This window comes from Enterococcus sp. AZ141 (assembly GCF_051714385.1).
Classification (GTDB): domain Bacteria; phylum Bacillota; class Bacilli; order Lactobacillales; family Enterococcaceae; genus Enterococcus_D; species Enterococcus_D entomosocium.
On sequence record NZ_JBIORT010000001.1, the window covers coordinates 1,311,793 to 1,336,446 of the forward strand.

Annotated in this window: 22 protein-coding genes and 1 riboswitch; of the genes, 17 read left to right on the forward strand and 5 right to left on the reverse strand. The window is 46.4% G+C overall.

The features are described 5' to 3' along the window. Nucleotides 1-259 precede the first annotated feature (259 nt). Nucleotides 260-1,000, reverse strand: coding sequence for an SDR family oxidoreductase (locus tag IGI89_RS06050; RefSeq protein WP_438735436.1), 741 nt, complete (start codon nucleotides 998-1,000; stop codon nucleotides 260-262). Between the two features lie 165 nt (nucleotides 1,001-1,165). Here IGI89_RS06050 and IGI89_RS06055 point away from each other — a divergent pair, with 165 nt between their 5' ends. Then, on the forward strand, nucleotides 1,166-1,603 hold the full coding sequence (locus IGI89_RS06055) for a MerR family transcriptional regulator (protein ID WP_086298802.1): 438 nt from the start codon (nucleotides 1,166-1,168) through the stop codon (nucleotides 1,601-1,603). A gap of 141 nt (nucleotides 1,604-1,744) precedes the next feature. Here the strand turns inward: IGI89_RS06055 and IGI89_RS06060 are convergent, their stop codons facing one another. The 3 genes from IGI89_RS06060 to IGI89_RS06070 all read right to left on the reverse strand — a co-directional run bounded on the left by IGI89_RS06060 (nucleotide 1,745) and on the right by IGI89_RS06070 (nucleotide 4,818). Further along, nucleotides 1,745-2,494, reverse strand: a complete 750-nt coding sequence (locus IGI89_RS06060; protein WP_438735437.1) for a SagB/ThcOx family dehydrogenase — start codon at nucleotides 2,492-2,494, stop codon at nucleotides 1,745-1,747. Nucleotides 2,495-2,780: 286 nt separating this feature from the next. Beyond that, nucleotides 2,781-3,881, reverse strand: a complete 1,101-nt coding sequence (locus IGI89_RS06065; RefSeq protein ID WP_438735438.1) for an iron-containing alcohol dehydrogenase family protein — start codon at nucleotides 3,879-3,881, stop codon at nucleotides 2,781-2,783. Further along, nucleotides 3,817-4,818, reverse strand: coding sequence for a bile acid:sodium symporter family protein (locus tag IGI89_RS06070; protein WP_005233246.1), 1,002 nt, complete (start codon nucleotides 4,816-4,818; stop codon nucleotides 3,817-3,819). Before IGI89_RS06070 ends, IGI89_RS06065 begins: the two co-directional genes overlap by 65 nt. Nucleotides 4,819-5,418: 600 nt before the next feature. Between IGI89_RS06070 and IGI89_RS06075 the strand changes: the two genes are divergently transcribed. The 9 genes from IGI89_RS06075 to IGI89_RS06115 all read left to right on the forward strand — a co-directional run bounded on the left by IGI89_RS06075 (nucleotide 5,419) and on the right by IGI89_RS06115 (nucleotide 16,161). After that, on the forward strand, nucleotides 5,419-6,054 hold the full coding sequence (locus tag IGI89_RS06075; RefSeq protein WP_438735439.1) for an NAD(P)H-binding protein: 636 nt from the start codon (nucleotides 5,419-5,421) through the stop codon (nucleotides 6,052-6,054). Between the two features lie 344 nt (nucleotides 6,055-6,398). After that, nucleotides 6,399-9,047 (forward strand): HAD-IC family P-type ATPase, encoded by a 2,649-nt coding sequence (locus tag IGI89_RS06080; RefSeq protein WP_271771997.1) that lies wholly within the window; start codon nucleotides 6,399-6,401, stop codon nucleotides 9,045-9,047. 194 nt (nucleotides 9,048-9,241) lie between these two features. Continuing rightward, nucleotides 9,242-9,380: riboswitch (FMN riboswitch) on the forward strand. A gap of 112 nt (nucleotides 9,381-9,492) precedes the next feature. Further along, nucleotides 9,493-10,569 carry a bifunctional diaminohydroxyphosphoribosylaminopyrimidine deaminase/5-amino-6-(5-phosphoribosylamino)uracil reductase RibD gene (gene ribD / locus IGI89_RS06085; RefSeq protein ID WP_438735440.1) on the forward strand — a complete coding sequence of 359 codons (1,077 nt, stop codon included), beginning with the start codon at nucleotides 9,493-9,495 and terminating at the stop codon, nucleotides 10,567-10,569. Further along, the gene (locus tag IGI89_RS06090) at nucleotides 10,554-11,141 is read left to right on the forward strand and encodes a riboflavin synthase (RefSeq protein WP_218193085.1); all 588 of its coding nucleotides are present in this window, start codon (nucleotides 10,554-10,556) and stop codon (nucleotides 11,139-11,141) included. The genes ribD and IGI89_RS06090 overlap by 16 nt, the downstream gene beginning before the upstream one ends. Next, nucleotides 11,119-12,330 carry a 3,4-dihydroxy-2-butanone-4-phosphate synthase gene (gene ribB, locus IGI89_RS06095; RefSeq protein WP_438735441.1) on the forward strand — a complete coding sequence of 404 codons (1,212 nt, stop codon included), beginning with the start codon at nucleotides 11,119-11,121 and terminating at the stop codon, nucleotides 12,328-12,330. The genes IGI89_RS06090 and ribB overlap by 23 nt, the downstream gene beginning before the upstream one ends. Before the next feature lie 21 nt (nucleotides 12,331-12,351). Further along, a complete protein-coding gene (gene ribH, locus IGI89_RS06100) occupies nucleotides 12,352-12,825 on the forward strand; it encodes a 6,7-dimethyl-8-ribityllumazine synthase (RefSeq protein WP_005233264.1) in 474 nt (157 codons plus the stop codon). A gap of 469 nt (nucleotides 12,826-13,294) precedes the next feature. After that, nucleotides 13,295-14,368 carry a FecCD family ABC transporter permease gene (locus IGI89_RS06105; RefSeq protein ID WP_005233272.1) on the forward strand — a complete coding sequence of 358 codons (1,074 nt, stop codon included), beginning with the start codon at nucleotides 13,295-13,297 and terminating at the stop codon, nucleotides 14,366-14,368. 4 nt (nucleotides 14,369-14,372) lie between these two features. Beyond that, nucleotides 14,373-15,155, forward strand: coding sequence for an ABC transporter ATP-binding protein (locus tag IGI89_RS06110; RefSeq protein WP_010748955.1), 783 nt, complete (start codon nucleotides 14,373-14,375; stop codon nucleotides 15,153-15,155). Further along, nucleotides 15,148-16,161, forward strand: a complete 1,014-nt coding sequence (locus tag IGI89_RS06115; protein ID WP_005233274.1) for an ABC transporter substrate-binding protein — start codon at nucleotides 15,148-15,150, stop codon at nucleotides 16,159-16,161. The genes IGI89_RS06110 and IGI89_RS06115 overlap by 8 nt, the downstream gene beginning before the upstream one ends. Nucleotides 16,162-16,311: 150 nt before the next feature. Here IGI89_RS06115 and IGI89_RS06120 read toward each other — a convergent pair whose 3' ends face one another. Continuing rightward, a complete protein-coding gene (locus IGI89_RS06120) occupies nucleotides 16,312-16,653 on the reverse strand; it encodes a MazG nucleotide pyrophosphohydrolase domain-containing protein (protein WP_034872892.1) in 342 nt (113 codons plus the stop codon). Nucleotides 16,654-16,739: 86 nt separating this feature from the next. On the opposite strand from IGI89_RS06120, the gene IGI89_RS06125 reads away from it, so the two are divergent. The 7 genes from IGI89_RS06125 (at nucleotide 16,740) to IGI89_RS06155 (ending at nucleotide 24,649) form a co-directional block, all read left to right on the forward strand. After that, nucleotides 16,740-17,300, forward strand: coding sequence for a TIGR00730 family Rossman fold protein (locus IGI89_RS06125; RefSeq protein WP_034878252.1), 561 nt, complete (start codon nucleotides 16,740-16,742; stop codon nucleotides 17,298-17,300). A 146-nt stretch (nucleotides 17,301-17,446) separates the two neighbouring features. Further along, a complete protein-coding gene (locus IGI89_RS06130; protein ID WP_005230648.1) occupies nucleotides 17,447-18,433 on the forward strand; it encodes a tRNA dihydrouridine synthase in 987 nt (328 codons plus the stop codon). A 150-nt stretch (nucleotides 18,434-18,583) separates the two neighbouring features. Continuing rightward, on the forward strand, nucleotides 18,584-19,024 hold the full coding sequence (locus IGI89_RS06135; RefSeq protein WP_005230651.1) for a MarR family winged helix-turn-helix transcriptional regulator: 441 nt from the start codon (nucleotides 18,584-18,586) through the stop codon (nucleotides 19,022-19,024). Beyond that, nucleotides 19,021-20,457: an MDR family MFS transporter gene (locus IGI89_RS06140; RefSeq protein ID WP_005233282.1), complete on the forward strand. Its 1,437-nt coding sequence runs from the start codon at nucleotides 19,021-19,023 to the stop codon at nucleotides 20,455-20,457. The genes IGI89_RS06135 and IGI89_RS06140 overlap by 4 nt, the downstream gene beginning before the upstream one ends. A 156-nt stretch (nucleotides 20,458-20,613) precedes the next feature. Continuing rightward, entirely contained in the window at nucleotides 20,614-21,519 is a 906-nt protein-coding gene (rarD, locus tag IGI89_RS06145) for an EamA family transporter RarD (RefSeq protein ID WP_005230654.1), read from the forward strand. 278 nt (nucleotides 21,520-21,797) lie between these two features. Beyond that, on the forward strand, nucleotides 21,798-22,640 hold the full coding sequence (licT, locus tag IGI89_RS06150) for a BglG family transcription antiterminator LicT (protein WP_005233287.1): 843 nt from the start codon (nucleotides 21,798-21,800) through the stop codon (nucleotides 22,638-22,640). Between the two features lie 137 nt (nucleotides 22,641-22,777). Continuing rightward, a complete protein-coding gene (locus IGI89_RS06155; protein WP_438735442.1) occupies nucleotides 22,778-24,649 on the forward strand; it encodes a beta-glucoside-specific PTS transporter subunit IIABC in 1,872 nt (623 codons plus the stop codon). Nucleotides 24,650-24,654: the final 5 nt, after the last annotated feature.

Consider the following 24,654-nt stretch of genomic DNA (forward strand, 5'->3'; position numbering starts at 1 on the left):
ATAAATAAGAGAAATACGGTAGGTTCGTTTCTGATTGGTCGTTTTATACGGAAGCTTTGTACTAAGTATAAAAAAATTTCCCCCGTAGCAACAGAACCTAGTCGTTTACATAAAGCAACGATTGGTTTACATTACTCGGACAAGCGGGTGTTACAAGAAAAACAAGTAATTTTTCCTAGGGGAACGGCGGGATTTGACGACAAAAAAACCTGCGATCGCCTCAGGCGGATAGCAGGTTTCACGGGCTAGTAGAAATAGCTTAAACGGTTTGTTTTGCTGGGCGCAGCAAGACTTCGCTGATCGCCACATGTTTGGGCTGTTGAATGGCATAAACCACTGCATTTGCTACATCTTCTGGCGTTAGGCTGTTGCCTTCTACGCGAGAGGTTTCTTTCAAGGCTGCTTCTAGTTGAGCATTACCTACGGTTTCAAACAATTCCGTGGAGACCATTCCCGGAGAGACGATGGTGGAGCGAATGCCATGTTCACGTTCTTCTTGGCGCAAGCCTTCCATGATTGCACGAACCGCAAACTTTGTCCCGTTGTACACGGCAGATCCCGGGTAAATGACATGTCCAGCAACTGAGTCAGTGGCGATGATCAAGCCATCTTGTTGTTTTTGCATGATGGGCAGTACAGCGCCGATCCCGTTCAATACCCCCATGATATTGATATCCAGCATTTTTTGCCAGCTGTCATAGTTCAACTCTGCCAAGTTTCCTTGAGGCATGATACCAGCATTATTGAAAAGGACATCAATACGACCAAAGGAGGTCATGGCTAAATCAATGACTTGTTGGACTTGTTCGCGATTCGTGACATCGGCTGTTTGACACAAAACATTTTCTCCTAGTTTTTCAGCCAGGGCTTTAATGCGCTCTTCGCGGCGGGCTGCGATTACTACTTTTGCCCCTTGTTCGGCTAGCTTAACGGCGGTTGCTTCCCCAATTCCCGAAGAGGCTCCCATAATTACGATAACTTTTTCTTTGATTTCTGTCATTTGTATTTCCTCCAGTGAATGATTTTTTCATCGAATCCTGCTGCTGCCAAACCCAAACCTGCGAGATGACGGGTGATTGACAGTACAGTGCTTGCGGTGTATTTTTATTGTAGAACCTGAAGTTAGGTTTAGGTCAAGGGAGAAACAAAATTTTTTTTAGGAGCGATGCAAGTGAGTTACTCGATTGGTGAAGTATCAAAAACGACTAACATCCCCATCTCGACACTACGTTACTACGATCGAGAAGGAATGTTTCCGAATATGGCCCGTAGCAATGGCGGCATTCGGGTGTTTTCAGAAAAAGAAGTAGCGACGATCAAAGTGATCGATTGTTTGAAGAATACCGGCATGCCCATCAAAGACATCAAGAATTTCTTGGATTGGGGCGAAGAAGGCGATGCGTCTTTGCAGAAACGACAGCAGCTGTTTCATGAACGTTTGGAAGAAGTCACCAAGCAAATGGCAGCCTTGCAAGAAACGATGAATACGATCAAATACAAATGCTGGTACTACGATACAGCGATGGCAGCAGGTACCGAGGCGGTAGTAAAAGAGTTGCCGCTAGAAGAAATACCAGAAGAAGTCCGATCATACAAACTGTAAGTCCATCGAAAAACCACCTGCTGTTTTTGCAGGTGGTTTTTCGATTCTACTGGTTTTGCTGGGAAAATCAACCTTGCCAGTTGCCGTTTTCTAATGAAAGACTGACAATCCTACGAAAATAGGCTCTGTTATTCAGTAGCGCTACTCAATAACCCCCACTGGAATCAAATAGCGGGGTTCATTTTCCGTCGGCAGTTGTAATAATTCTTTGAGTGCATGATCCGTGAAGGCGCCGATCGGCACAGCGCCTAAGCCTAACGCTTGGGCTTGTAAAAGGACGTTTTGGGCGGAATGACCGACTTCGATATAGGCATAGCGTTCGATTCCTCGGTCCCCATAGCGCTCAATCAGTCGTTCATAAACCACTGTATAAAGCAATGTGGCAGGTGCCCGTTGGATCGCTTGCTGATCCAACGAACCTTCCGCCAATGCGGTCCGAAAATCACCAGCAAGGATTTTTTCTAAGGCATGTTGCTCAGGTTGATACAGATAAAGCCCTGGCTCAAGCCCCGTTACCTGTGTAACCACGACATAGAGGTCTAAGGGATACAAGGCACCAGCCGAAGGCGCTGTCCGGCGACCATCTTCTGTAGTGACACCGGCAGCGGCCCATAAAAGCTGTGCCAGCTGTTCTTGTGTTAGCTCGGTGTCTTGAAAATCCCGTTGCGAGCGCCGATTGAAGAGAGCTTCCGCCACACTGATTTCCCCGTCTAAGATCGGTTGCGGCAGTGGAAAGGTTTCATAGGAAACCGCAGGTTCAGAAGAAGTGGCGGTGTTGGTAGTCGGTTGTTCTTCAATCGGTGCTGTATCCGCACTGCAGCCAGTGAGGAGTAAGCCCAGCATCCAAAGAGCGCCTAAACGAGCAAAGCGAAATCGTTGGTAGCGGGTCATGAGGGTTCCTCCTTTTTCTAAGGACTTCGTGTTATTTATAAGTATAACAAGGATTGCTTTTTCATGCGCTTTTATTCACAAGTAGATAATTAGGGAGGTAAGCAGTCTCTCAGTCGTATCATAGGCTGATTGTGCTTTTTAATATTTTCTAAAGACCTAGATAATGAGTAGTATCGTATTAACTTGCTAAGAATATTTTTATAAAATCCAAACCGATTGCAATCAAACGCAAGAGGAAAAATGCCATACAAAACCCCTCCAGCAATTCGTTGCTGGAGGGGTTCATTTAATTCGCAGCTGCCAATGCTGCTTGGTTTTGTTTGGCATGATAGGCTTCCACGGCTAGGATTGCCTGTTTAAACATTTCTCGCGTGATCTCATAAGGCACGTGGACGATGTCATTGGTGGTCATTGCTTTGTCTAAGATTGCCTCAAGATCGCTGGTGTCGTTAAGACCCATATCAGCTAAGCAAACCGGCAGTTTGTTTTCCTTCATAAAGGCGTAGATGCGCTGGAAGAGGACCTCTTGCTGATCGAGTTGCAACAAGGCCAAAACACCGTAACTAACGGAAGCGCCATGTAAATAGTCTTCCATTTTTTCCAAAACGGTCGTTCCGTAGTAAAAGGAATGAGCAAGGGCGGAGTTGTAATCATTGATGACTAAGACGGAAACTAAGCCGGTGGTCACGATGATATCCAAGACGACTTGCTCAATGGCATAAGACGGCTGATTGGCGGCACTGTCTTTCAAGGCTTGTGTGCCGTATTGCAATAAGCGTTCCGTGCACATTTTGCCGATTTGGATGCCTAACCCATCGGTGTAATCTAACTGATCGCCCCGCGCTGAAAACGTCGACTCGATCTCTTTGGAGAGGGCATCGCCGATTCCTGCCCATAAGTACTTGTCGGGGGCTTGGGCGATTATTTCACTGTCGATAAAGGCATGGGTTGGCGGCTGCGAAGGGAAAAACAGCCCTTGCATCTCGCCGTTTTCTTTATAGATGACACAGACCGCGGTGACTGGTGAGCAGTTGGAGCCGATCGTTGGGAAGGTGAAGACTGGTTTGCCTGCTTTTTCTCCAACCACTTTGACGGTATCGCAAACGCGGCCGCCGCCAACGGCGAATAGAACATCGGCGGCTTGGACGCTTGGATTGGCTAACAGCTGATCGACGTTTTCATAGGTCGAGTTGCCGCCGTACCACAAGGTATCCGTCACTTTGACTTCTGACGTTAAACCGGCTTTGATCTTGTCTTCGGCTTTTTCAAGGGCGGTTTTTCCGCCGATGATCACGGCATTGGTGCCGTATGGTTTTACGATGTCATTTACTTTTTCGTAGGCGTCCGCCCCGATTGTGTAGTTTGGCAAAAAGATACTTTGACTCATACTGTTTTCCTTCTTTCTTGGCCACGAGATTGGCTAAAATTGGTCCGGTAATTTGATGGATCACCATGCCGACTGCGGCAGGGGTAACGGCTGCAGCAATGGCGGCAAAGTGGGCATTGGCTAACGAGATCGCTAGGCCGGTATTTTTCATTCCTAATTGAAACATGATGGATTTGGCTTGGGTGGCACTGACGCCCATCACACGGCTCAGACCATAGCCTGCGCCGTAGCCGATCAAGTTATGGAGCAAGACTAAGAAAATTACGATCAAGCCAGATTGGACGATGACGGCACCGTTGCGAGCGACAGTTCCGGCAACGATCAATAAGATACTAACGGAAGAAATCAATACAAATGATTGCAGAAATCGCTCGATGTGCTTGGCAATGAGTTTGTGGACGATCACCCCTAAAATGATCGGCAAAAGCACCATCTGCAAGACAGACAAGAGCATTTCCCAGAAGGAGATCTCAGTATACTGACCAGCCAAGATGTAAACCAAAAAGGGGGTAACGACGGTCGCTAACAAGGTCGATACCGTGGTCATGGAAACGGTGAGGGCGACATCGCCTTTGCCGATAAAGGTCATGACATTGCTGGCGGTTCCACCAGAAACGCAACCTAGTAGGACAAACCCGATGATCAAACCGGAAGAAAGACCAAACAGCTGCGCTAAGCCGTAAGCAACCAAAGGACTGATGGTGAACTGGAAAAGCACTCCTAAGATGAATGCTTTAGGCTGTAAGACGACCATTTTAAAAGCAGCAACGTTTAAAGTCATCCCCATACAAAACATGATGATGCTCAGAAGAATCGTTGTACGAGGCGGAATCCATAAGAAGGGTTGCGGGAAAAAATAAGAGACGATCATCAATAAAATCATGATATAGATCAAATACTTGTTTACAAAAGCAGCGATCGTGTTGACGGTTTTCATAAGAAAAAATCATCCTTCCTTTTTCTGCTTGACCAATCAAGTGTTCAAACAGAAGGGGTCTTTAGAATAAGTGCAGTGCATAACCGCGGGGAATCGGCAGCAGTTGTTCAACGAGCGTTTTCGGATCTATCTGGCATCAATGTGTCAGTTTGTAAAAGGTCGCTTCCTTGAAAATGGGTATAAAAAAACACTCCATCTCAAGAAGCTGATCTTCTTTTTGGATGCAATGTGAATAGGGACTCTTTGAATGTATAAAATCAAACAGTCCCGGCTATAATAATAAAATAATTCGTTTGCTAACATTGGTGCGGGTCATATACGCCACCGTCCTTTTCTTTATTTGGAATTTTCTAAATATTTAAATTATTTCTACCTAGTCTACAAAAGAGTCAAGGCTTTGTCAATCGTTTGAGAAAATTTTTTTCATTTTTTTGGGTGTTTTTTTTAAAACATGGGTTTCTATGGGGAAAAATAGCAAGAATTGGTTTGTGCTGTGCCTTTTTCTCCTTCGTTTAGAAACAGAATAGTTGTTGGATCTAGGTTTTTGTCCTACGATGATACTAGCAAGAGTTGGAAAAAGAATCGAGAGGAGTAAAGAAAATGAAAATTTTTGTCGTTGGTGCTACCGGACGGGTGGGCCAAAAATTGATCGCCTTTCTAGAAAAACAAGGACACATCGTTTATGCTGGTGCGCGCAGCAGTGAGAAAATCACAGAAACGGAGAATATCAAGCCCGTGTCCTTTGATTTACACACGGAACCGGAAGAGATGGCGGCCAAATTCGCAGATGCGGAAGCGGTATACTTCGTGGCGGGTTCCCGAGGCAAAGACTTGCTGCAATCTGATCTGTATGGTGCGGTCAAAGTGATGCAAGCCGCTGAATCAAAAGGAATCAAGCGCTACGTCCACCTTAGCTCAGCCTATGCCTTAGAACCTGAACAGTGGCAAAGAGAAGGCATGGCGTCATTGATGGATTACACGATCGCCAAATTTTTCTCTGATCGCTGGCTGATCGACAATACCGCACTAGACTATACGATTTTGCAGCCGGGTGCGTTGAAAGAAATACCAGGATCTAGTTTGATCGAGATCAGTGAAACGACCTCTGGTGCGATCCCGATCGAGGATGTCGCCGTATTGTTAGGTGAAATGCTGGAACGTCCAGCAACTTATCAAAAAGTCATCAAAGTCCAAGCAGGAGAAACACCGATCAGCGAGGCACTGGATCAGCTTTAAGGCGTGCCTTTGGGCTTGAAGAGAATGTACTGAAGGAACTGCACGGCAGCGAATCGTTGTCGTGCGGCTTTTTTTCGTAAAACTTTGAGATGCCCCTTCATTGCTATGAAAGCGATGACTCTTGACTTTGGAAAAATAGTTTGTTACGCTTATTGCTAACTTTAGAGGGGGTGGTAAACGAATGTCAAGCGACTCGAGTGACGGTGAGCAGAAACACTATTTTGACTTGCCTTACTTTTTAATTGAATAGGAGACCAACAACAGCGCGTTATTTAGGAGTAGTTTCTAAATAAGGGGCTTATTTGCGTTATCCATCAATGAAAAAAGAAAAGGAAGAAGAATAAATGAATAAAAAAGAGTTTCAATTATCAGTGTCAGAAACAATCGAACAGTATCAGGTGCCCTCTATCGATCAGGGATTGACTGAGGCGCAAGTAACCGAGCGGTTAGAAACCTACGGATTGAACCAATTAGCGATTAAAAAAACCGCCAAGTGGCGGTTGCTGCTGCGGCAATTCCATAACACGATCATCTACATTTTGATTTTCTCCGCCATCTTAACGCTGCTGATGGGGCATTTCTCTGATGCCGTGATCATTGGCATCGTCGTACTGGTCAATGCGTTGATCGGTTATTACCAAGAAGCAAATGCTTCCGATGCGTTAGAGCGGATCAAAGAGATGCTATCAGCAGAAGCCACGGTCTATCGGAATGGGATTCGGCAAGACATTCCAGCTGCCGAAGTCGTTCCGGGGGATGTTGTATTCTTAGAAGCCGGTGACAATGTGCCTGCGGATCTGCGGATCATCGAAGCCGACAACTTGCGTATCCAAGAATCCGCCTTGACTGGTGAAGCCGATTCGGTGGAAAAAATAACAGATGCCTTAGTGGATGAAGCAACCCCATTAGCAGAACAACGGAATTTGGCGTTTGCTTCGACTTCCGTGACGTCAGGAAGCGGGAAAGGAATCGTGATCGCTACCGGCGCCACGACTGAGATCGGGAAAATCTCCACAGAAGTCAATCAAACGGAAGAACGAAAAACGCCGTTGATGAAAGAAATCGATGGGCTGGGGAAAGGCATCACCTATGTGATCATGGGCGTGGCGGTCTTGCTGTTTATCGTCAGTTTGTTCCAGCAAACCTACGCGATCTCTGTCTTGTCCTTAGCCGTCGTCACCATGATCGTCGGCTCGATCCCAGAAGGATTGCCAGCAACGACCTCGGTGGTTTTGGCGATGGGTGTCAGCGACATGGCAAAAAACAAGCACACCATCATCAAAACACTGCCGGCGGTTGAAACGCTAGGCTCAGTGGATGTGATCGCGACGGATAAGACCGGTACCCTGACCAAAAATGAAATGACGGTCAAAGACATCGTATTGGCTGAGCAGGAATATGAAGTGACGGGTGACGGCTATGCGCCGGTGGGCGTGATTCGTCCAAAGCAGGAGGACGTTCGCACGCAAGACATCTTGCAGTTGTTTTTGGAAGCTGGCTACGAAGCCAACGATACGGTATTGGTGCCAGAAGGAAATCACTGGACGATCAATGGGGAACCAACAGACGGCTCCTTTTTGACGCTGTATCATAAGCAATTTGCCTATCCGCAAGCACCTGCTTACCAAGAGCTGGATATGCTGCCCTTTGATTCGGACAACCGCTACATGGCGAAACTAGTGGCAAACCCTGCGGGGGAACGCTTGCTATTTGTTAAAGGCTCCCCAGATAAATTGTTTGAAATGGTGCAAAAACAAGCGGCACCTTTTAATGAAGCCTATTGGACAGGTCATGTTCGCCGCTTGTCGGCAGAAGGCAAACGAGTGGTAGCGGTGGGCTATCAGAAAGTTTCGATTGATCACATTGATGAAACGATTTTTGAGCAAGGGCTACAATTACTAGGGATCGCCGGGATCATCGATCCGCCGCGAGAAGAAGTGATTGCCTCCCTGAAGGAAATGAACCAAGCCGGTGTTCAAGTGAAAATGATTACTGGGGATCACCCTCTGACCGCCAAAGCGATTGGGGAAAAGCTTGGCTTAGCGGATGAGATTCACGTCGTGACAGGTGCCGAGTTGGATCAGATGAGTGAAGCTGAATTTCAAGATGCTGCCTTGACGAATCAAGTCTTTGCACGAACCACGCCGAAAAATAAATTGGACATTATCAAAGCGCTACAAGCCAAAGGCAAAGTCACGGCGATGACAGGGGACGGCGTTAACGATGCCCCGGCGTTGAAGCGGGCGGATATCGGTGTAGCGATGGGGATCAGCGGCACGGATGTAGCCAAAGATTCTGCTGATATGATCTTGACCGATGACAATTTCGGTACCATGTCCTTAGCGATTCGCGAAGGACGCAGGATCTATGACAACATCAAAAAGAGCATTCTGTTTCTGTTGCCGACATCTTTTGCCGAAGGGCTGATCATTGCCTTTACGATCATGATGCAAAAAGAATTGCCGCTGCAGGCGACACAACTGCTGTGGATCAACATGGTTTCTGCTATTACGATCCAGTTTGCGTTTATCTTTGAACCAGCAGAGTCTGGGATCATGAGCCGCAAGCCGCGAAAGACAGGCAATAAATTGTTGAATCGTCACGATATTTGGCAGATGGCGTATGTGTCGATCTTGATGGCAGTCATCAGTTTGATCGCTCATGACTGGCTCTTGCTGCAAGGCGTCAGCGAAGCCGTTGCCAGTACCATGATGGTCAATATCGTGGTCTTGAGTAAGATTTTCTATTTGTTCAACATCCGTACCAGTGCACCAGCGTTTTCTAAAGCTTCCTTCACCAATCCAAAAGCGTTCGTGATCATTGGTGTAATGCTGGTTCTGCAACTGTTATTGACCTATGTTCCATTTATGCAAAGCGCCTTTCATACGGAGGACATGTCCTTGATCGGCTGGGTCATCTCAGCAGCTTCTGGGATGGTCGTCTTACTCGTGACGGAGTTCGATAAATGGCTTCGTTCGAGAAAAAATATTTAACCTAGGTTTTCTCGTATTTTTTTACAGGCAAAATTGCCTTGCTGCAGCTTAGGAAAATGGCGGAACGACAAGGGATTTCTGCTGTCGCTTCTTTGGGATTGCCAAAAGAAAAAGCCAAGAGGAATTCCTATTGGCTTGTAATCAGGCCTATTGACAAACAAAAATGGTCGGGCTAAAATGCACATGAATTGAATAGTATTCTTCGGGGCAGGGTGTAATTCCCGACCGACGGTGACAAGTACAATGCTTGAAGTCCGTGACCCGCATAGCTATGCGGTGGAGCCAGTGTGAATCTGGCACCGACAGTGAAAGTCTGGATGGGAGAAGAAAAACCACAAAATTTCAAGGGGCGCAGTGCGTCTAAAATTGATTTTTTGCCGGTCTTGTTTGTCTATGCCTCGTGAGATTCTCACGAGGCATTTTTTTATTGAAAGGAGGAAGGAAGATGCATAACGAATACATGCGTTTGGCGATCGCAGAAGCCAAAAAAGGGCGTTACCAAACCTTTACCAATCCGCTAGTGGGCGCTGTGATCGTCAAAGAGCAACGGGTCATTGCCAAAGGGGCTCACTTAGTCTATGGGCAGCCCCATGCGGAACGAAACGCCATCGAACAATGCCATTCCTCCGAAGACCTAATCAATTCGACTTTATACGTGACGTTAGAACCTTGCAACCATCAAGGAAAACAGCCGCCTTGCACCCAGCTGATCATCGACAGCGGCATCAAAAAAGTAGTCGTCGGCCAGTTAGACCCTAACCCGATCGTGGCTGGACAAGGCAAGCGCTTTTTAGAAAATCAGGGCATCGACGTGTTGGTGGGTATCGAAGAAACAGAAGTGCGCTGTTTGAATCCACACTATAATTTTTACCATCAGCATCAGCGACCTTACGTGGCATTGAAGCAAGCGATCACTTTAGATGGTCGGATCGCTCATGATGCGCAGACCCGCAGTGCGATCACTGGTTCAGCGGTTTGGCAAAAGGTCCATCAAGAACGTGGGGACTATCAAGGAATCTTAGTGGGCAGTCAGACGGTGTTGACGGATGATCCCACCTTATTGACCACGATTGAAACCAGCTTTCCGCCGATTCGCATCGTGGTAGATCGTCGGGGACGAACGCTGTCGCAACCCCAATTGGCACTGTTTGCCGACGATTCGGCACCTGTGTGGATTTTTACGCAGCAGGCAGCTGTCAGTGATTTGCCAGCGCATGTCTCAGTGATCCAGCTGGAAGAGTTGACGATCGCTGCATTGTTGAAGGAGCTTGCCACACGACAGGTCCAATCGCTTTACGTGGAGGGAGGCGCTGCGATCCATGATGCCTTTTTAGCCAGCGGACTGTGGCAAGAAAGCATTACCTATGTGGCGCCAAAGTTTCTTGGGGGCAATAGTCTCGCAAGTTTTACCAGTGAACGTACCCCGAAACAGCTGCAGCAGCTAACAGAGGTGACGGTGACAGCAGTTGGGGAAGATGTTTGCATCCGAGGAAGGAGACAAGAGGAATGTTCACAGGATTGATTCAGGAAAAAGGCCGCATCAAAGAGATCCGCAAGCAAAGCCGCACGATCCAGCTAACCTGCAGTGCGTCGGAAGGCTTGCTGGCGGATTACCAGATCGGAGACAGCATGGCGATCAACGGGACGTGTTTGACGGCGATCGCCAAACAAGCGACGACGTTTACGGTGGATATCATGCCGGAAACCTTTCAACGAACGACCTTTAAACAACTCTCGGTGGGTGCCGAAGTCAATTTGGAGCGAGCGATGGCAGCAACGCAGCGTTTTGAAGGCCACTTTGTCGCAGGCCACATTGATGTAACGACCCGTTTGATCCAGAAAAAGCAGTTGGAAAATGCCTTGATCTTGACGTTTGCTTACCCTGTCAGTGTGCAAGGGGAAATCATTCCGCAAGGGTCGATTGCGATCAATGGCGTCAGTTTGACGGTCACCCAGACGACGGCACAGACATTTTCCGTTAGCTTGATTCCCCATTCCAAAGACCAGACGACGCTGGGGCAGTTGAAACAAGGGGAGTGGGTCAATATCGAGACGGATATGATTGGGAAATATGTCAAATACCAACGAAAATGAAAGAAGGCAGACGATGGATAAAGTAGAACAAGCAGTGGAATGGTTAAAAAAAGGCGGCTTAGTGATTGTCGCCGATGATGAAAATCGGGAATCAGAAGGAGATTTGATTGGGATTGCTGAATACGCAACGCCAGAAGCCGTCAATTTTATGGCGACTTATGGCCGTGGCTTGATCTGTGCACCCATCTCACAAGCGATCGCTGAAAAGCTGGCATTGCCTGAGATGACCGCCAATAATACGGATGCCTTTGGTACCGCGTTTACCATCAGTGTCGATCACGTGATGACGAGTACAGGAATTTCTGCGAAAGACCGGGCAGTGACGATTGAAAAGTTGGCTGATCCTGCGTCACAGGCTGCGGATTTTTATCGCCCTGGACATATCTTCCCATTGACCGCTCAACCTGGCGGCGTGTTGGAACGCAGAGGACATACAGAAGCGGCTGTGGATTTAGCGAAGCTTGCTGGCAGCGTGGAAGCAGCCTACATTTGTGAGATTTTAAATGAAGATGGCACGATGGCTCGGGTCCCAGAATTGAAAAAATTAGCAGAAAAATGGCAGCTGCCGTTTTTGACCATTGATGAGATGGCGGAATATCTACGAGGAACTGCACTTATCACGGTGGATCTGCCAACGGCTTATGGGGCGTTCCAATTGACCTTATTTGAAGATGAATTCGGCAATGAACACCTTTTACTAGCCAAAGGCGAGATTCAACATACTACCGAGCCGCTGTTACTACGGATCCATTCAGAGTGTTTAACAGGCGATGTCTTCGGCTCTCATCGCTGTGATTGTGGCGAACAGCTGCAAGAAGCTATGCGGCAGATCGAAGCAAAAGGCCGTGGTGCGATTTTGTATCTACGCCAAGAAGGCCGCGGTATTGGCTTGCGGAACAAGCTCCGTGCCTACCAGTTGCAGGAACAAGGATTGGATACGTATGAAGCAAATATTGCATTGGGTTTTGCAGCAGATGCTCGTCATTACACGTTTGCTGCCGATGTTTTACGTTCCTTAGAAGTGCAGGAGATTCAACTGATGACCAATAACCCTGACAAGGTGAAGGAATTAGAAAGCTTAGGGATCAAGGTAGTAGCACGGGTACCGCTGGAGATGCCTGTGCATAAAGAAAACAGCAGCTATTTGAAAACGAAGAAAGAAAAGTTTCACCATTACCTATCTATTTAATCAACCAAAGGAGAATGAGCGATGACAGTATTTGAAGGAACGTTTCAGGGAGAGGCAGTCAAAGTAGGGATCGTGGTTTCACGATTCAACGAGTTTATCACTTCCAAGTTAGTGGAAGGCGCCAAAGACAATTTGGTGCGTCATGGAGTCAAAGCAGAAAACATCGATGTGTATTGGGTACCAGGTGCTTATGAGATTCCGTATATTACCAAAAAAATCGTTGACCACAAACAATACGATGGGATCGTGACATTAGGTGCCTTGATTCGCGGAGCAACGACCCACTATGAATTGATCTCAAACGAAGTGGCGAAAGGCGTAGCCCAAATTGGTCTGAATGCCGACATTCCGATCATGTTTGGTGTATTGACGACTGAAACGATTGAACAAGCCGTTGAACGAGCGGGAACCAAAGCCGGCAATAAAGGCAGTGAAGCCGCTCAAGGTCTTTTGGAGATGATTTCGTTGAATCAGCAAATCCTTGGCAACGCATAGGTTTCACGTGCTAACAAAGGGAAGCTAGCAAGAAAAAGCCTGCCTAAGCATAGGCTTCAGACTGGAGACAGACTTCGTACGAAATGAAGTCTGTCTTTTTTCATCATTAAAAAAACTGGATTATTTTGCCGAAGAATTTGCTTCTTCACGGGTACCGTGTTTTCGATAGGTCAATGGAAAGGAAAATGCCCAATCAATCACGAACATTAGAATAACTCTTATTTAAGGAAATTTTCAGAAAATTATTTACATTTCACAAAAGGTTCCTTATAATGACTCTATTCATTGAGAGTGATTCTCATTTGCAAATAGATGTCAAAGTAGCACATGGCTTTGGCGCTTTTCATGAGAAGCACTTTTATAAGCGAAAAAACGCACAGATGCTTCTTTTATGATGGCGGCGAGGCAACGGTCAAGGTTGTTTTTGCTGTGAAATCAGAGGAGTTCGTGCTGAATAAAGGAGAATCACATGTCGGTAGGGTTGATTAAATCAAATCGTTGGATGGTGTCGACAATCATTTGCTGTGTTTTAGTTGTCGCCATTCTCTTATCTGCAGGAGTTGCTTTGGCAAACGGACAAGCCAATATCACCCTTGGCGAAGTTTACCAAATTCTCTTCTATAAAATCAGCCATGGATTGGTTGGTGATCTTTCAGGCATTTCAGACGCAAACATCAATATCGTCTGGTTTGTTCGGGCACCGCGGGTCTTGCTTTCTATTTTTGTGGGGATGGGGTTAGCGATCAGCGGGGCAGTGATGCAGGCAGTGGTCCAAAATCCGCTGGCAGATCCATATATCCTAGGGATCTCTTCCGGCGCATCCTTAGGGGCGACCTTTGCCATCTTAGTCGGTTTTGGCGGCTCGGCGCTAGTCTTGCAGCTGGGCTTATCGTTTGGCGCCTTTGCAGGAGCGGGGATTGCGACTATTTTGGTGCTGCTGCTTGCCAGTATCGGTGGGAAAATGACTTCCACAAAACTTGTGCTGTCGGGGACGATCGTCAGTGCCTTATGTAGCTCTGTTTCAAACTTGATCATCTATCTGGCTAGCAATGCAGAAGGGATGAAGACCGTAGCGTTTTGGTCGATGGGCAGCTTAGCCTCGGCTTCTTGGAACAAATTAGGCTTTATCGTGGTTCTGGTTTCTTTGATCACGCTGTTCTTTCTGACGCAATACCGTGTTTTGAATACGCTTTTGCTGGGGGATGAAGTTGCTTCTACCTTAGGGGTCAAGCTGACCTTCTATCGTCGTTTTTACATGCTGTTAGCGGCGCTATTAACCAGTATCATCGTTGCGAATTCTGGTATGATCGGCTTTGTCGGCTTGATCATTCCTCATATCGTACGTGGAGTCAGCGGGTCGGATCATCGCCTGTTGATGCCTTTGACCGCTTTGACAGGCGCGTTGTTTTTGATTTGGGCGGATGTGATCGCCCGCTCGACCCTGCAAGGAGTCGAACTGCCGATCGGGATCATTACAGCGCTGATTGGCGCACCGATCTTTATCTATATCATTGTCAAACGGCAATACAACTTTGGGGGGTGACGGAATGAAATTAGCAGTTGAAAAGCTCAATCTAACGATCGGGGATCAGCAGATACTAAAAGACATCTCCGTCCAAACCGCACAGGGGCAATTTGTCGGCTTGATTGGGTCCAACGGCAGCGGCAAATCTACATTGTTAAAAGCTATCTACAAAACGTTGAAACCTGACAGCGGCGACATTTATTTGGGTGAGATGAATATTTTGAAAAGTTCCGAAAAAAAAGTCGCCCAGCAAGTCAGCGTCGTCAGTCAGTTCAATGAGTTGAGCTTTGATTTAACAGTAGAACAGATGGTGCTTTTAGGCCGCACGCCCCACAAGGGTTTATTGGAACAAGACACCAAAGCCGATCATGAGCTGGTCACCGAAGCCTTAGCCAAAACAGGGCTAAGTGCCTACAGAAAACGCAGTTACCTCTCATTATCAGGTGGCGAAAAACAGCGGGTCGTCCTTGCTCGTGCCATCACCCAAGAACCGAAATTTATGATTCTCGATGAGCCGACCAATCATTTGGATATCCGTTACCAGCTGGAAATCTTAGAAACCGTCAAGCATCTGAAGATTGGCTTGTTGGCGGCGCTGCACAATTTGGAACAAGCAGCTAACTATTGCGACATCATCTATGCCTTAAAAGATGGTCGGGTCGTAGGGTATGGCGAGCCAGAAACGCTGCTGACAGAAGAACTGATCGAAGAAATCTATGGCGTGAAATGCAGTATTTACCATCATCCGATCACAGGCGGATTAGGGTTTCATTATTATTTTGAAAAGGAGCAAACAGATGAATAAATGGGGAAAAATGATTGGGGTAGGATTGGCAGTCTTTACATTAAGCGCTTGCGGCAATACGAAGGATGAAGGAACTTCGGCTTCTTCCTCACAGGCAGAAAGTACGTATCCCTTAACCATCAGCAACTACACCAAAGCAGAAGGCGGCACGCAATGGACCGCCAAGGATCAAACCTTTAATGAGGCACCAAAAAAAGTCGTTGCCAACACACGACCAGCAGCGGAATTGCTGCTGCATCTCGGCCTCAAGGATCAGATTGCGGGTGTCGGTGCAACCTTTGGTGCCGCTGATGAGGAAGTTGCTGCTGATTACGCAGAACTCAACGACCTGGGCAGCGACTATATCAGTAAAGAAACAGCCTTAAGTGTGGATCCAGATTTGATTTTTGGCCGCGGGGGACTTTTCGATAACCAAGATTGGGGCGTCGGCACCGTTGATTCCTTGAACGAGATGGGCATTCCGACTTATGTCCAAGAAACCTCTGTCACTGGGGCGACGTTTGATTCTGTTTATCAAGACATTGAAAACCTTGGTAAGCTCTTCAATGTCCCTGAGGCAGCCGCTGCTTTTGAAAAAGAATTAAAGGATCGTCAGAGTGCCTTGGAAGAAAAAGTAGCAGACAAAGAAGAGCAAACCTTTGCCCATCTCTTTATGTCTGATCCTAGTGTTGTCAGTGTCTATGCCGCTCAAGATGAGTCTTTTTTCAATAGCAACTTTGATATGATCAAACTGAACAATGTGTTTCAAGACTATTCAGGGGAAGTCAGTGTCGAAACTTTGATCGAAACGGATCCCGATGTCTTGATCGTCGGCGACTGGTCAACGATCGAAGGCAGTGTTTCCGGCCAAGAAATCATTGAAGGCTTATACAAAAACGACAAACTCTCTAGCATGAAAGCCATCAAAAACAAACAAGTCTACAGCATGGACTACAATTATCTCTTTGGCTACGGCTACCAAGCCTTGACTGGTTTGGAAGAACTGGTAGAGCAAATGGCACAATAAACACCTCCTATTCCCATAAAAAGGAGAACCAACTTTTTATATAATAGAAGAAAATCAACGTTTCACTGGCCGATTGACCACAGAAACGTTGGTTTTTTGTATTTGGGAAAAGCAACCTTTGCCGCTGCCCGTTACGCAACAAGTAGCCCGTTAGCTGTTTTTTTCTGTCTCTTGGTTCATTTGATAGCGAGACAAAAGCTTTTCTTTGTGTTTTTGCATGATTGTTTCCAGAGAAATATCGTATTTATCGGCGAGAATAAATAAGTTATCCAGTACATCGCCCAATTCTTCCGTCAGATTTGCCAGTTTTTCTTCCGGCAAGCCTTCTTGTTCATCGGGACGGTCACGGCCAATCTCCAATGTCCGAATGGCACGGCTCACTTCCCCGACTTCTTCTGCTAAAAAATTCGCCCGAATAAACGGATCATATTGATACCAGTTGCGGGCTTTGTAGAAGTCACTGATAAATCGTTGATATTCCTCAATGTTCATAATTTTTTTTCCATCCTTTCCCAGAACCTTTATCAGAATCATGATATACTATTTCAAAATGATTGAGAAGGATGATGGAGAGTTTTATGAAAATTGCAGTCTATTGTGGTGCCAGTGTCGGTAATGAACCTAGTTTTGCAACAGCCGCCCAAGAATTGGGGCAGTGGATCGCTTCACGGCAAAATACGCTGGTCTATGGCGGCGGAAAAGCGGGCTTGATGGGCGTGCTGGCAGATGCTGTCTTAGAAAATGGCGGTCAGGTGATCGGGGTGATCCCAACCTTTTTAAAAGATCGGGAACTAGCACATCCTGGATTGACCGAACTCCATGTCGTCGAGACGATGTCAGAAAGAAAACGAAAAATGTTCGAATTGTCGCAGGCGTTTGTCGCACTGCCAGGTGGTCCCGGGACGCTGGAAGAAATCACGGAGATGATCTCGTGGTCAAGAATCGGTCAAAACCCGAATCCTTGTGCTTTTTATGATGTGAACAACTTTTACCGCGCTACGAGAGCCTTGTATGACAACATGGTGGAAAATGAGTTCTTGACGCAGGCCGATCGCGAAAAAATCGGTTTTGCGCAAACAACGAATGAACTTGAAGCCTTTATTCAAGCCTACGAACAGCCAGTTATTCGGCAGTATTAAGCGTCTGTTGCAAAAGAGCAAGGCGAAGCACCGGCGGGTGTCGTCTTGCTCTTTTGCTTCTTTGACGCATTCTTAGTATAATGGGGTTTGTTTTGCAAGTGGGGTCATAAAATAAGATCCTTGGACAAAGAAATGGAGCGTAAATCATGACAACAAATTTTTGGGCTGAATTGCCGAAGCCTTTTTTTATTCTAGCACCAATGGAAGATGTCACCGATGTCGTTTTTCGGCATGTCGTTCAAGCTGCCGGCGCACCAGATGTTTTCTTTACGGAATTTACCAACTCCGATAGTTACTGTCATCCAGAAGGACGCGACAGTGTGCGGGGACGTTTAGTCTTCACCGAAGATGAGCAACCGATGGTAGCCCACATTTGGGGAGACAAGCCAGAGTATTTCCGTGAAATGAGTATCGGATTAGCCGAGATGGGCTTTAAAGGGATTGACTTAAATATGGGCTGTCCAGTGCCAAACGTTGCCGGACGAGGCAAAGGCAGCGGCTTGATCTTGCGACCAGAAGTTGCTGCTGAGCTGATCCAAGCAGCCAAAGCTGGCGGCTTGCCGGTCAGCGTCAAGACGCGTTTGGGCTATACCGAACTAGGGGAAATGGAAGCCTGGTTGACCCATGTCCTGCAACAAGATATCGCTAACCTTTCGATCCATTTACGAACCCGCAAAGAAATGAGCAAGGTCGATGCCCATTGGGAATTGATTCCTGAAGTGGTGGCCTTGCGGGACCGAATCGCCCCACAAACGAAGCTGACGATCAACGGCGATATCCCTGATCGTACCAAAGGTTTAGAGCTAGCAGAAAAATATGGCGTAGACGGAATCATGATCGGTCGGGGTATTTTCAAGAATCCCTATGCCTTTGAAAAAGAACCGAAAGAGCATACCTCAGAAGAGCTATTAGGCTTGCTACAGCTGCAATTAGACTTGCAGGATCATTACGCCAAAATGGTGCCACGCTCGATCGCAGGATTGCATCGTTTCTTTAAAATCTATGTCAAAGGCTTCCCAGGAGCCAGTGATTTGCGAGCAAAATTGATGAATACCAAATCAACGGATGAAGTTCGACAACTGCTGGCAGAGTTTGCGGAGAAAAAGAACCACGAGGAAAGTATTGAAGCGTAAGTTTCAATGCTTTTTTCGTTTTTGGTTGCTGCATCCGCTCTCAATGTCAATCCTTTCTTGACAATAGATAGGTACCTATGTAAAATGGAGAACGGACTTTTAACTAGGTACCTATCTAAATAGTGAAGAGGCGAAAGGAGCTGAAGATCGATGGTTTCCGAACAAGAAATCGTGGAACGATTGTTTGAAGTGTATAAATTAAATCGGCGGTATGCGGAACAAAAGTATGGACGCTTTATGCCGGGACGGGGGCAGTTCAATTGTTTACTGGTATTGGACGAAAAAGGCACGTTGACCCAAAAAGATCTCGCCGCGTATTTAGCGATTCGTTCGACATCCACTGGCGAACTACTAAAGAAACTGGCTGAAAAAGGGCTGATCCAAAAAGAAGTCGATCCGAAAGATAAACGCAGTCATTTGATTTCGCTGACAGAAGCAGGCAAGGAAGAGGCACAGCGAATGAAAGAAAAACGCAGCAAGGCGCACCAAGAAATGCTGACCTATTTGACGGCAGAAGAAAAACAAGCCTTTGGTCAAGCCTTAGCAAAAATCGAACAGTTTTATCTTGAGAAGGAGGCGGACGTTGATTGAGTGAAACAGTCCAACGAACGGAACGTCAGCGGACGCTGATTTTTATTAATTTAATGATTACATGTATTGCCGTATCCATGTTGGCGACCGCATTGACGACGGCTTTACCCGCCATCGTCAATGACTTGCAGATTTCCGTCACTACGGGCCAATGGCTGACTAGCGGGTATTCTTTGGCAATGGCGATCGTTATGCCCTTGACGGCATATCTTATGAATCGTGTGCCAACCAAAAAGCTCTATCTCGCTGCATTAGGAATCGCTCTGGTGGGTTTGCTGCTTTGTGCCACAGCGCCCAATTTTCTAGTCATGATGCTTGCTCGTATTTTGCAGGCCGTAGGCAATGGAATCTTGACCGCGATGGCACAAGTGATCCTCTTATCGATCTATCCGATCAATCGCATCGGTGTCGTGATGGGCTGGTATGGACTCTCAATCACCGCGGCACCCGTGATCGCACCGACGATCGCTGGGCTGATCGTGGACCGGTTGAACTGGCATGCAATTTTTTATATCGTTGCCGTGATTGTTTTGATCTCATTGATTTGGGCCATAAAGGTTTTTGATGATGTGTTGCCAGTAAGCAACAGCAAATTTGATCAGACCTCTTTTGTTTTGAGTGCCTTTGCTTTTGGTGGGATCACTTTAGGCTTTGGAAACATCGGCAGCTATGGCTTTTTCAGCTTGCCGGTTTTAGGAACCTTAGCGATCGGTTTGGTAGCAGGTATCTTCTTTGTCTTCCGTCAGTTAAGAGCAGAAACCCCATTTTTGGATCTGCGGGTCTTAAAAACAAAAGAGTATGCCATCAGTGTCTTTGGCAGTATCATGCTTTACTTGGTCTTGATGGGTTCGGCGATGCTGATGCCACTTTACGTGCAGTCGATTTTAGGCAAATCAGCGACGATCTCAGGGTTAGTCGTTTTGCCAGGTTCCTTGGTCTCGGCTTTTTTAAGTCCGGTGGCTGGACGAATCTATGACAAAGTCGGCATCCGTCTGTTGACGATTTTCGGCGGCGGCTCACTGGTCTTGAGCAACATCGGCATGTATTTCATCCATATGCACACGGGTATTTGGGTAGCAGTGGTTTTGAACATGCTGCGCTGTGCCGCCACAGGCTGTTTGTTGATGCCCTTCGTGACGTGGGGAAATAAAAATATTCCGCCGCAGTTGACGGCGCATGGAACAGCATTATTGACTTCTTTGCGAACGGTGGCAGGCGCTATCGGTACAGCATTATTTGTCGGGATCATGAATAGTGTGGCGCAAAACAGCACGACCTTAACGGGGACGAGTGCACTGCTTCATGGGATGAATGTTTCTTTCTTATTGATGACGATCGCTTCTGGTCTGCTGTTTGCAACGGGGCTATTTTTGATTCGTGATCAGAAACCAGAAGCCGTGTGGCTGGAAGGTGCGGAAGAACCGCTGGAATAAAGAGGGGCACCTTTCTTTGAAGGGTGCTTTTCTTGATTTATTTCATGAAACTCTATGAAAAACCAAAAAATTCGATATAATAAGATAACTTATGGTTTAGGAGGAGTATTTTTTTTCAGGAAAGACTTGCTTTCATGGAAAAAAATCAGGGAGAAAATGAAGAATAAAGGCGTTTATTTTGGGTTGTCTGCCTATGTATTATGGGGCTTGGTCACACTATATTGGAAAATAATCGTTGGGGTTTCCCCGTTAGCCACGATGTGCTACCGAATCGTGTGGTCCTTTGTTTTTATGGTGTTGTTTATCGTGCTTTCCGGGAAGAAAACGCAATTTTTACAAGAAGCGCGTCTGCTGTGGAAGAACAAAGCATTTGCTGGACTGATCGTTTTAGCGTCTGTGCTGATTTCCATCAACTGGTTCACTTTTATCTTCGCGGTGAGTGCGGGCCACGTGATGCAAGCCAGCTTAGGCTATTACATCAATCCGCTAGTCAATGTCTTGTTAGCAACCGTTTTTTTGAAGGAACGACTTAGTCGTACTGGCATGCTGGCGTGTCTGCTGGCAAGTATCGGGGTGATCTTATTATCGATCCAAACAGGAACGATTCCTTATGCCTCACTGATCATGGCCTTTTCCTTTAGTACGTATGGCTTGATCAAAAAAAGGATCCCCATTAGTTCGGTTACTGGGTTAACGATCGAAACGATGGTGATTTTCCCCTTTGCGCTCGTGTATATTTTAGGATTTTCAACCGTCGGCTTTATGAATTATCCCTTGCAAACCAATCTCTTATTGATGGGTGCCGGGATCGTGACGGCTATTCCGCTGTTGCTGTTTGCGGAAGCCGCGAAAAATGTTTCTTACATTACGCTTGGGTTTATTCAATACGTCAACCCGACGATCATGCTTTTGTTGGCCATCTTTTTGTTTCACGAAACCTATTCACTGGCCCAATTTTCCGCCTTTGCGTTTATTTGGCTAGGGATCGCGGTCTTCACCTATGGTACGTTAGGCACGGCTATGAAAGAGCGGCGCATGGGACAGCAAAGAAAGCAACTCTGATACATCAGGAATGGCTGCAGCTGAGCCGTTCCTTTTTTGATTAAAAAACAACTCAATTTAGATAGTGAAGGATGTTGCAAGGAGAATTGTTCAATGGTATAACAAAGGAAAAGCACGTTGCAGAAATTCTGATTGAAAAGGGTTGCATCTGCCACAGGGGTGTGTTATTATTCTTTCAGTTACAAGGATTGTTACTGTTCGGCAGGCAAAACCAGAATTGACCGTAGCGCGCTAATGGGGAGATTCTAGGTTTTTTTATTTTGGAGTGAGGGAAAACGATGGTTATTGGGAAAATATTAAATAATAATGTCGTCATCTCGACCAATGATGCCGGTCAGGAAGTGATCTATATGGGTCGTGGCATTGCGTTTAAGAAAAAGGTCGGCGATCCAGTGGATGAAGCCTTTGTCGAAAAAGAATTTGTGTTAAAGGATACGTTTACCGCAAATCAGTTTCAGCAATTGTTTTCAGACATTCCTGTGGAAGAAGTCGAAGCCGTCAAGCAAGTGGTGGATGATGCAGAAGCGTCATTGGGGATCGAGCTGTCGCCAAATATTTATTTGACACTGACCGATCATATCCATTATGCGCTAGTTCGGGCACGTGAAGGCATTGAGCTGCCGAATCCATTGTTGTTTGAGACCCGCAAATTTTATCCGAAAGAGTATGCGGTTGCAGCAGATGCCGTTGCTTATTTTGAAAAAGTCTTCGGGATTTCATTGCCGGAATCGGAAATTGGCTTTATCGCCTTTCATATCGTCAATAGCGAACAAGCAAATGGTACGATGGAAACCACGATGCAAGCGGTAGAGATCGTTCGTGACGTATTGGCGATCATCAGTCGTTTTTATGGACGAGTCTTTAACCCAGATTCCTTGAACTATCAACGGATCACCACGCATTTACAGTATTTTGCGCAGCGCTATTTAAGCGATGAACTTTCGGGGGAAAAAGATGAGTTTTTATTTGCCCTTGTGCAATCGAAGTACCCTAAAGCGTTTCAAACGGTTCAACGGATCAACGAATATTTGATCAAAACCTACGACAAATCGATCGGTGAATCAGAAATGATCTACTTAACGATCCATATCGAACGTGTCGTCAATGATCAAACCAATTAACATTCAATCATTAACGGATTGTTACTGTCAGGCAGGCAATACTCAGATTGAAAAGACAACAGTCAGCGAGGAAAAGACTCGTTGGACGGTCGTTTTTTCAATCTGGGTTTTTTTATTAAAAAAGGAGTGTTGAAAAAATGAGTTCAAATAAAGAAATTGCCGTTCGCGTCCTCGATGCGGTGGGCGGCAAAGAAAATGTCAATAGCGTGGTGCATTGTGCGACCCGCTTGCGTTTCAAATTAAAAGATGAGAACAAAGCGGATACGGCACGCTTGAATCAAGACGACGACGTGATCCAAGTCGTTCAAAGCGGCGGACAATACCAAGTGGTGATCGGCAGTCATGTCAGCGACGTTTACCGTGAATTGAATGGAGTAGCGAACTTCGATGGTGAAGCAGACAGCAAAGGCGACAAAGGCAACCTGTTGAATCAACTGGTGGATATTATTTCGTCGATCTTCACGCCGTTTTTAGGCGCAATGGCAGGTGCCGGGGTCTTAAAAGGATTCTTGACGCTGGCAGTCACCTTGAATTGGTTAGCAGCTGATTCTGGGGTCTACACCGTATTGTATGCGATTGCCGATGGGTTGTTTACCTATTTACCAGTGATGTTGGCTTTTACTGCAGCGAAAAAGTTTCGCACCAATGAATTTCTAGCGGTTTCCTTAGCGATGGCGTTGGTTCATCCAGACATTACCGCTTTGGCTGGACAAACCTTGAGTTTCTTAGGCCTACCGGTCATTATTGGTGCTAGTGCTTATACGTCTTCAGTCATTCCGATTATTTTAGCGGTCTTTTTACAAAGCTATGTGGAGCGTTTCTTTAAAAAAGTCATTCCTAGCTTCTTACAGATCATCTGTGTACCTTTAGCGGTCTTCTTGATCATGGCGCCATTGACCTTTATTGTCGTCGGTCCACTAGGAACGATTTTAGGAAACTTGTTAGGTAGTGCTTACGACAGCATTTACCACTTCAGCCCACTGATCGCTGGTGCTGTTATGGGTGGTTTATGGCAAGTCTTTGTGATGTTTGGCATGCACTGGGGCTTTGTGCCGATCATCATGTTGAATCTCAGTCAAACCGGTGTCGATACCATGGTACCAATGCTGTTGCCAGCTGTCCTTTCTCAAGGTGGTGCAGCGCTAGCAGTGTTCTTTATGACAAAAAATGTGAAATTGAAAGGCTTGGCCCTTTCTTCAACGATCACCTCAATTTTTGGGATCACAGAACCGACGGTGTATGGGGTAACCTTGCCATTGAAAAAACCATTTATCGCCGCGTGTATCAGTGGTGCCATCGGGGGAGCCTTCATCGGCTTCAGCCAAGTCGAAAACTATACCTTTGGGTTAGTCAGCTTACTAAGTCTTCCTTCCTTTATCCCACAAGATACGAAAGATCTAAGTGGTCTGATCGCAGCTTCCATCGGAACGGCTATCGCTTTTGGCGCCGCGTTTGTCTTGACCTTCTTCTTACGTTTTGAAGATCAGCCAGCAATCGATGCCAGTGCAGCACCAGCAAAAGAGCCAGCAGCACCCACAGATAGTTCGTCTAAAGAACGAGTGATCCTCAGCAGTCCGTTAGAAGGCAAAGTGGTTCCCTTAGCAGAAGTCAAAGACCAAGTCTTTTCTTCTGGTGCATTAGGAAAAGGCATCGCCATCGAACCGACCGTCGGGGCTTTGTATGCGCCGGCAGATGGCACCATCACGACGCTCTTTCCTACCGGCCATGCTGTTGGTTTGACCACTACGGATGGAGCAGAAGTCTTGATGCATATTGGTATGGATACCGTGGAACTAGATGGCAAAGGCTTTGAGGTCTTTGTTAAACAAGACGATCAAGTCAAACGCGGTGATTTGTTGGTGAAGTTTGATCTAGATACGATCAAAGCTGCCGGCTTATCCACGATTACACCAATCGTTGTGACGAATACCCCGCAATATTTAGATGTGATGGATATGAATCAAACCGATGTCTTGCAAGGAGAAGACTTCTTAGCCATCGTAAAATAAGCAAA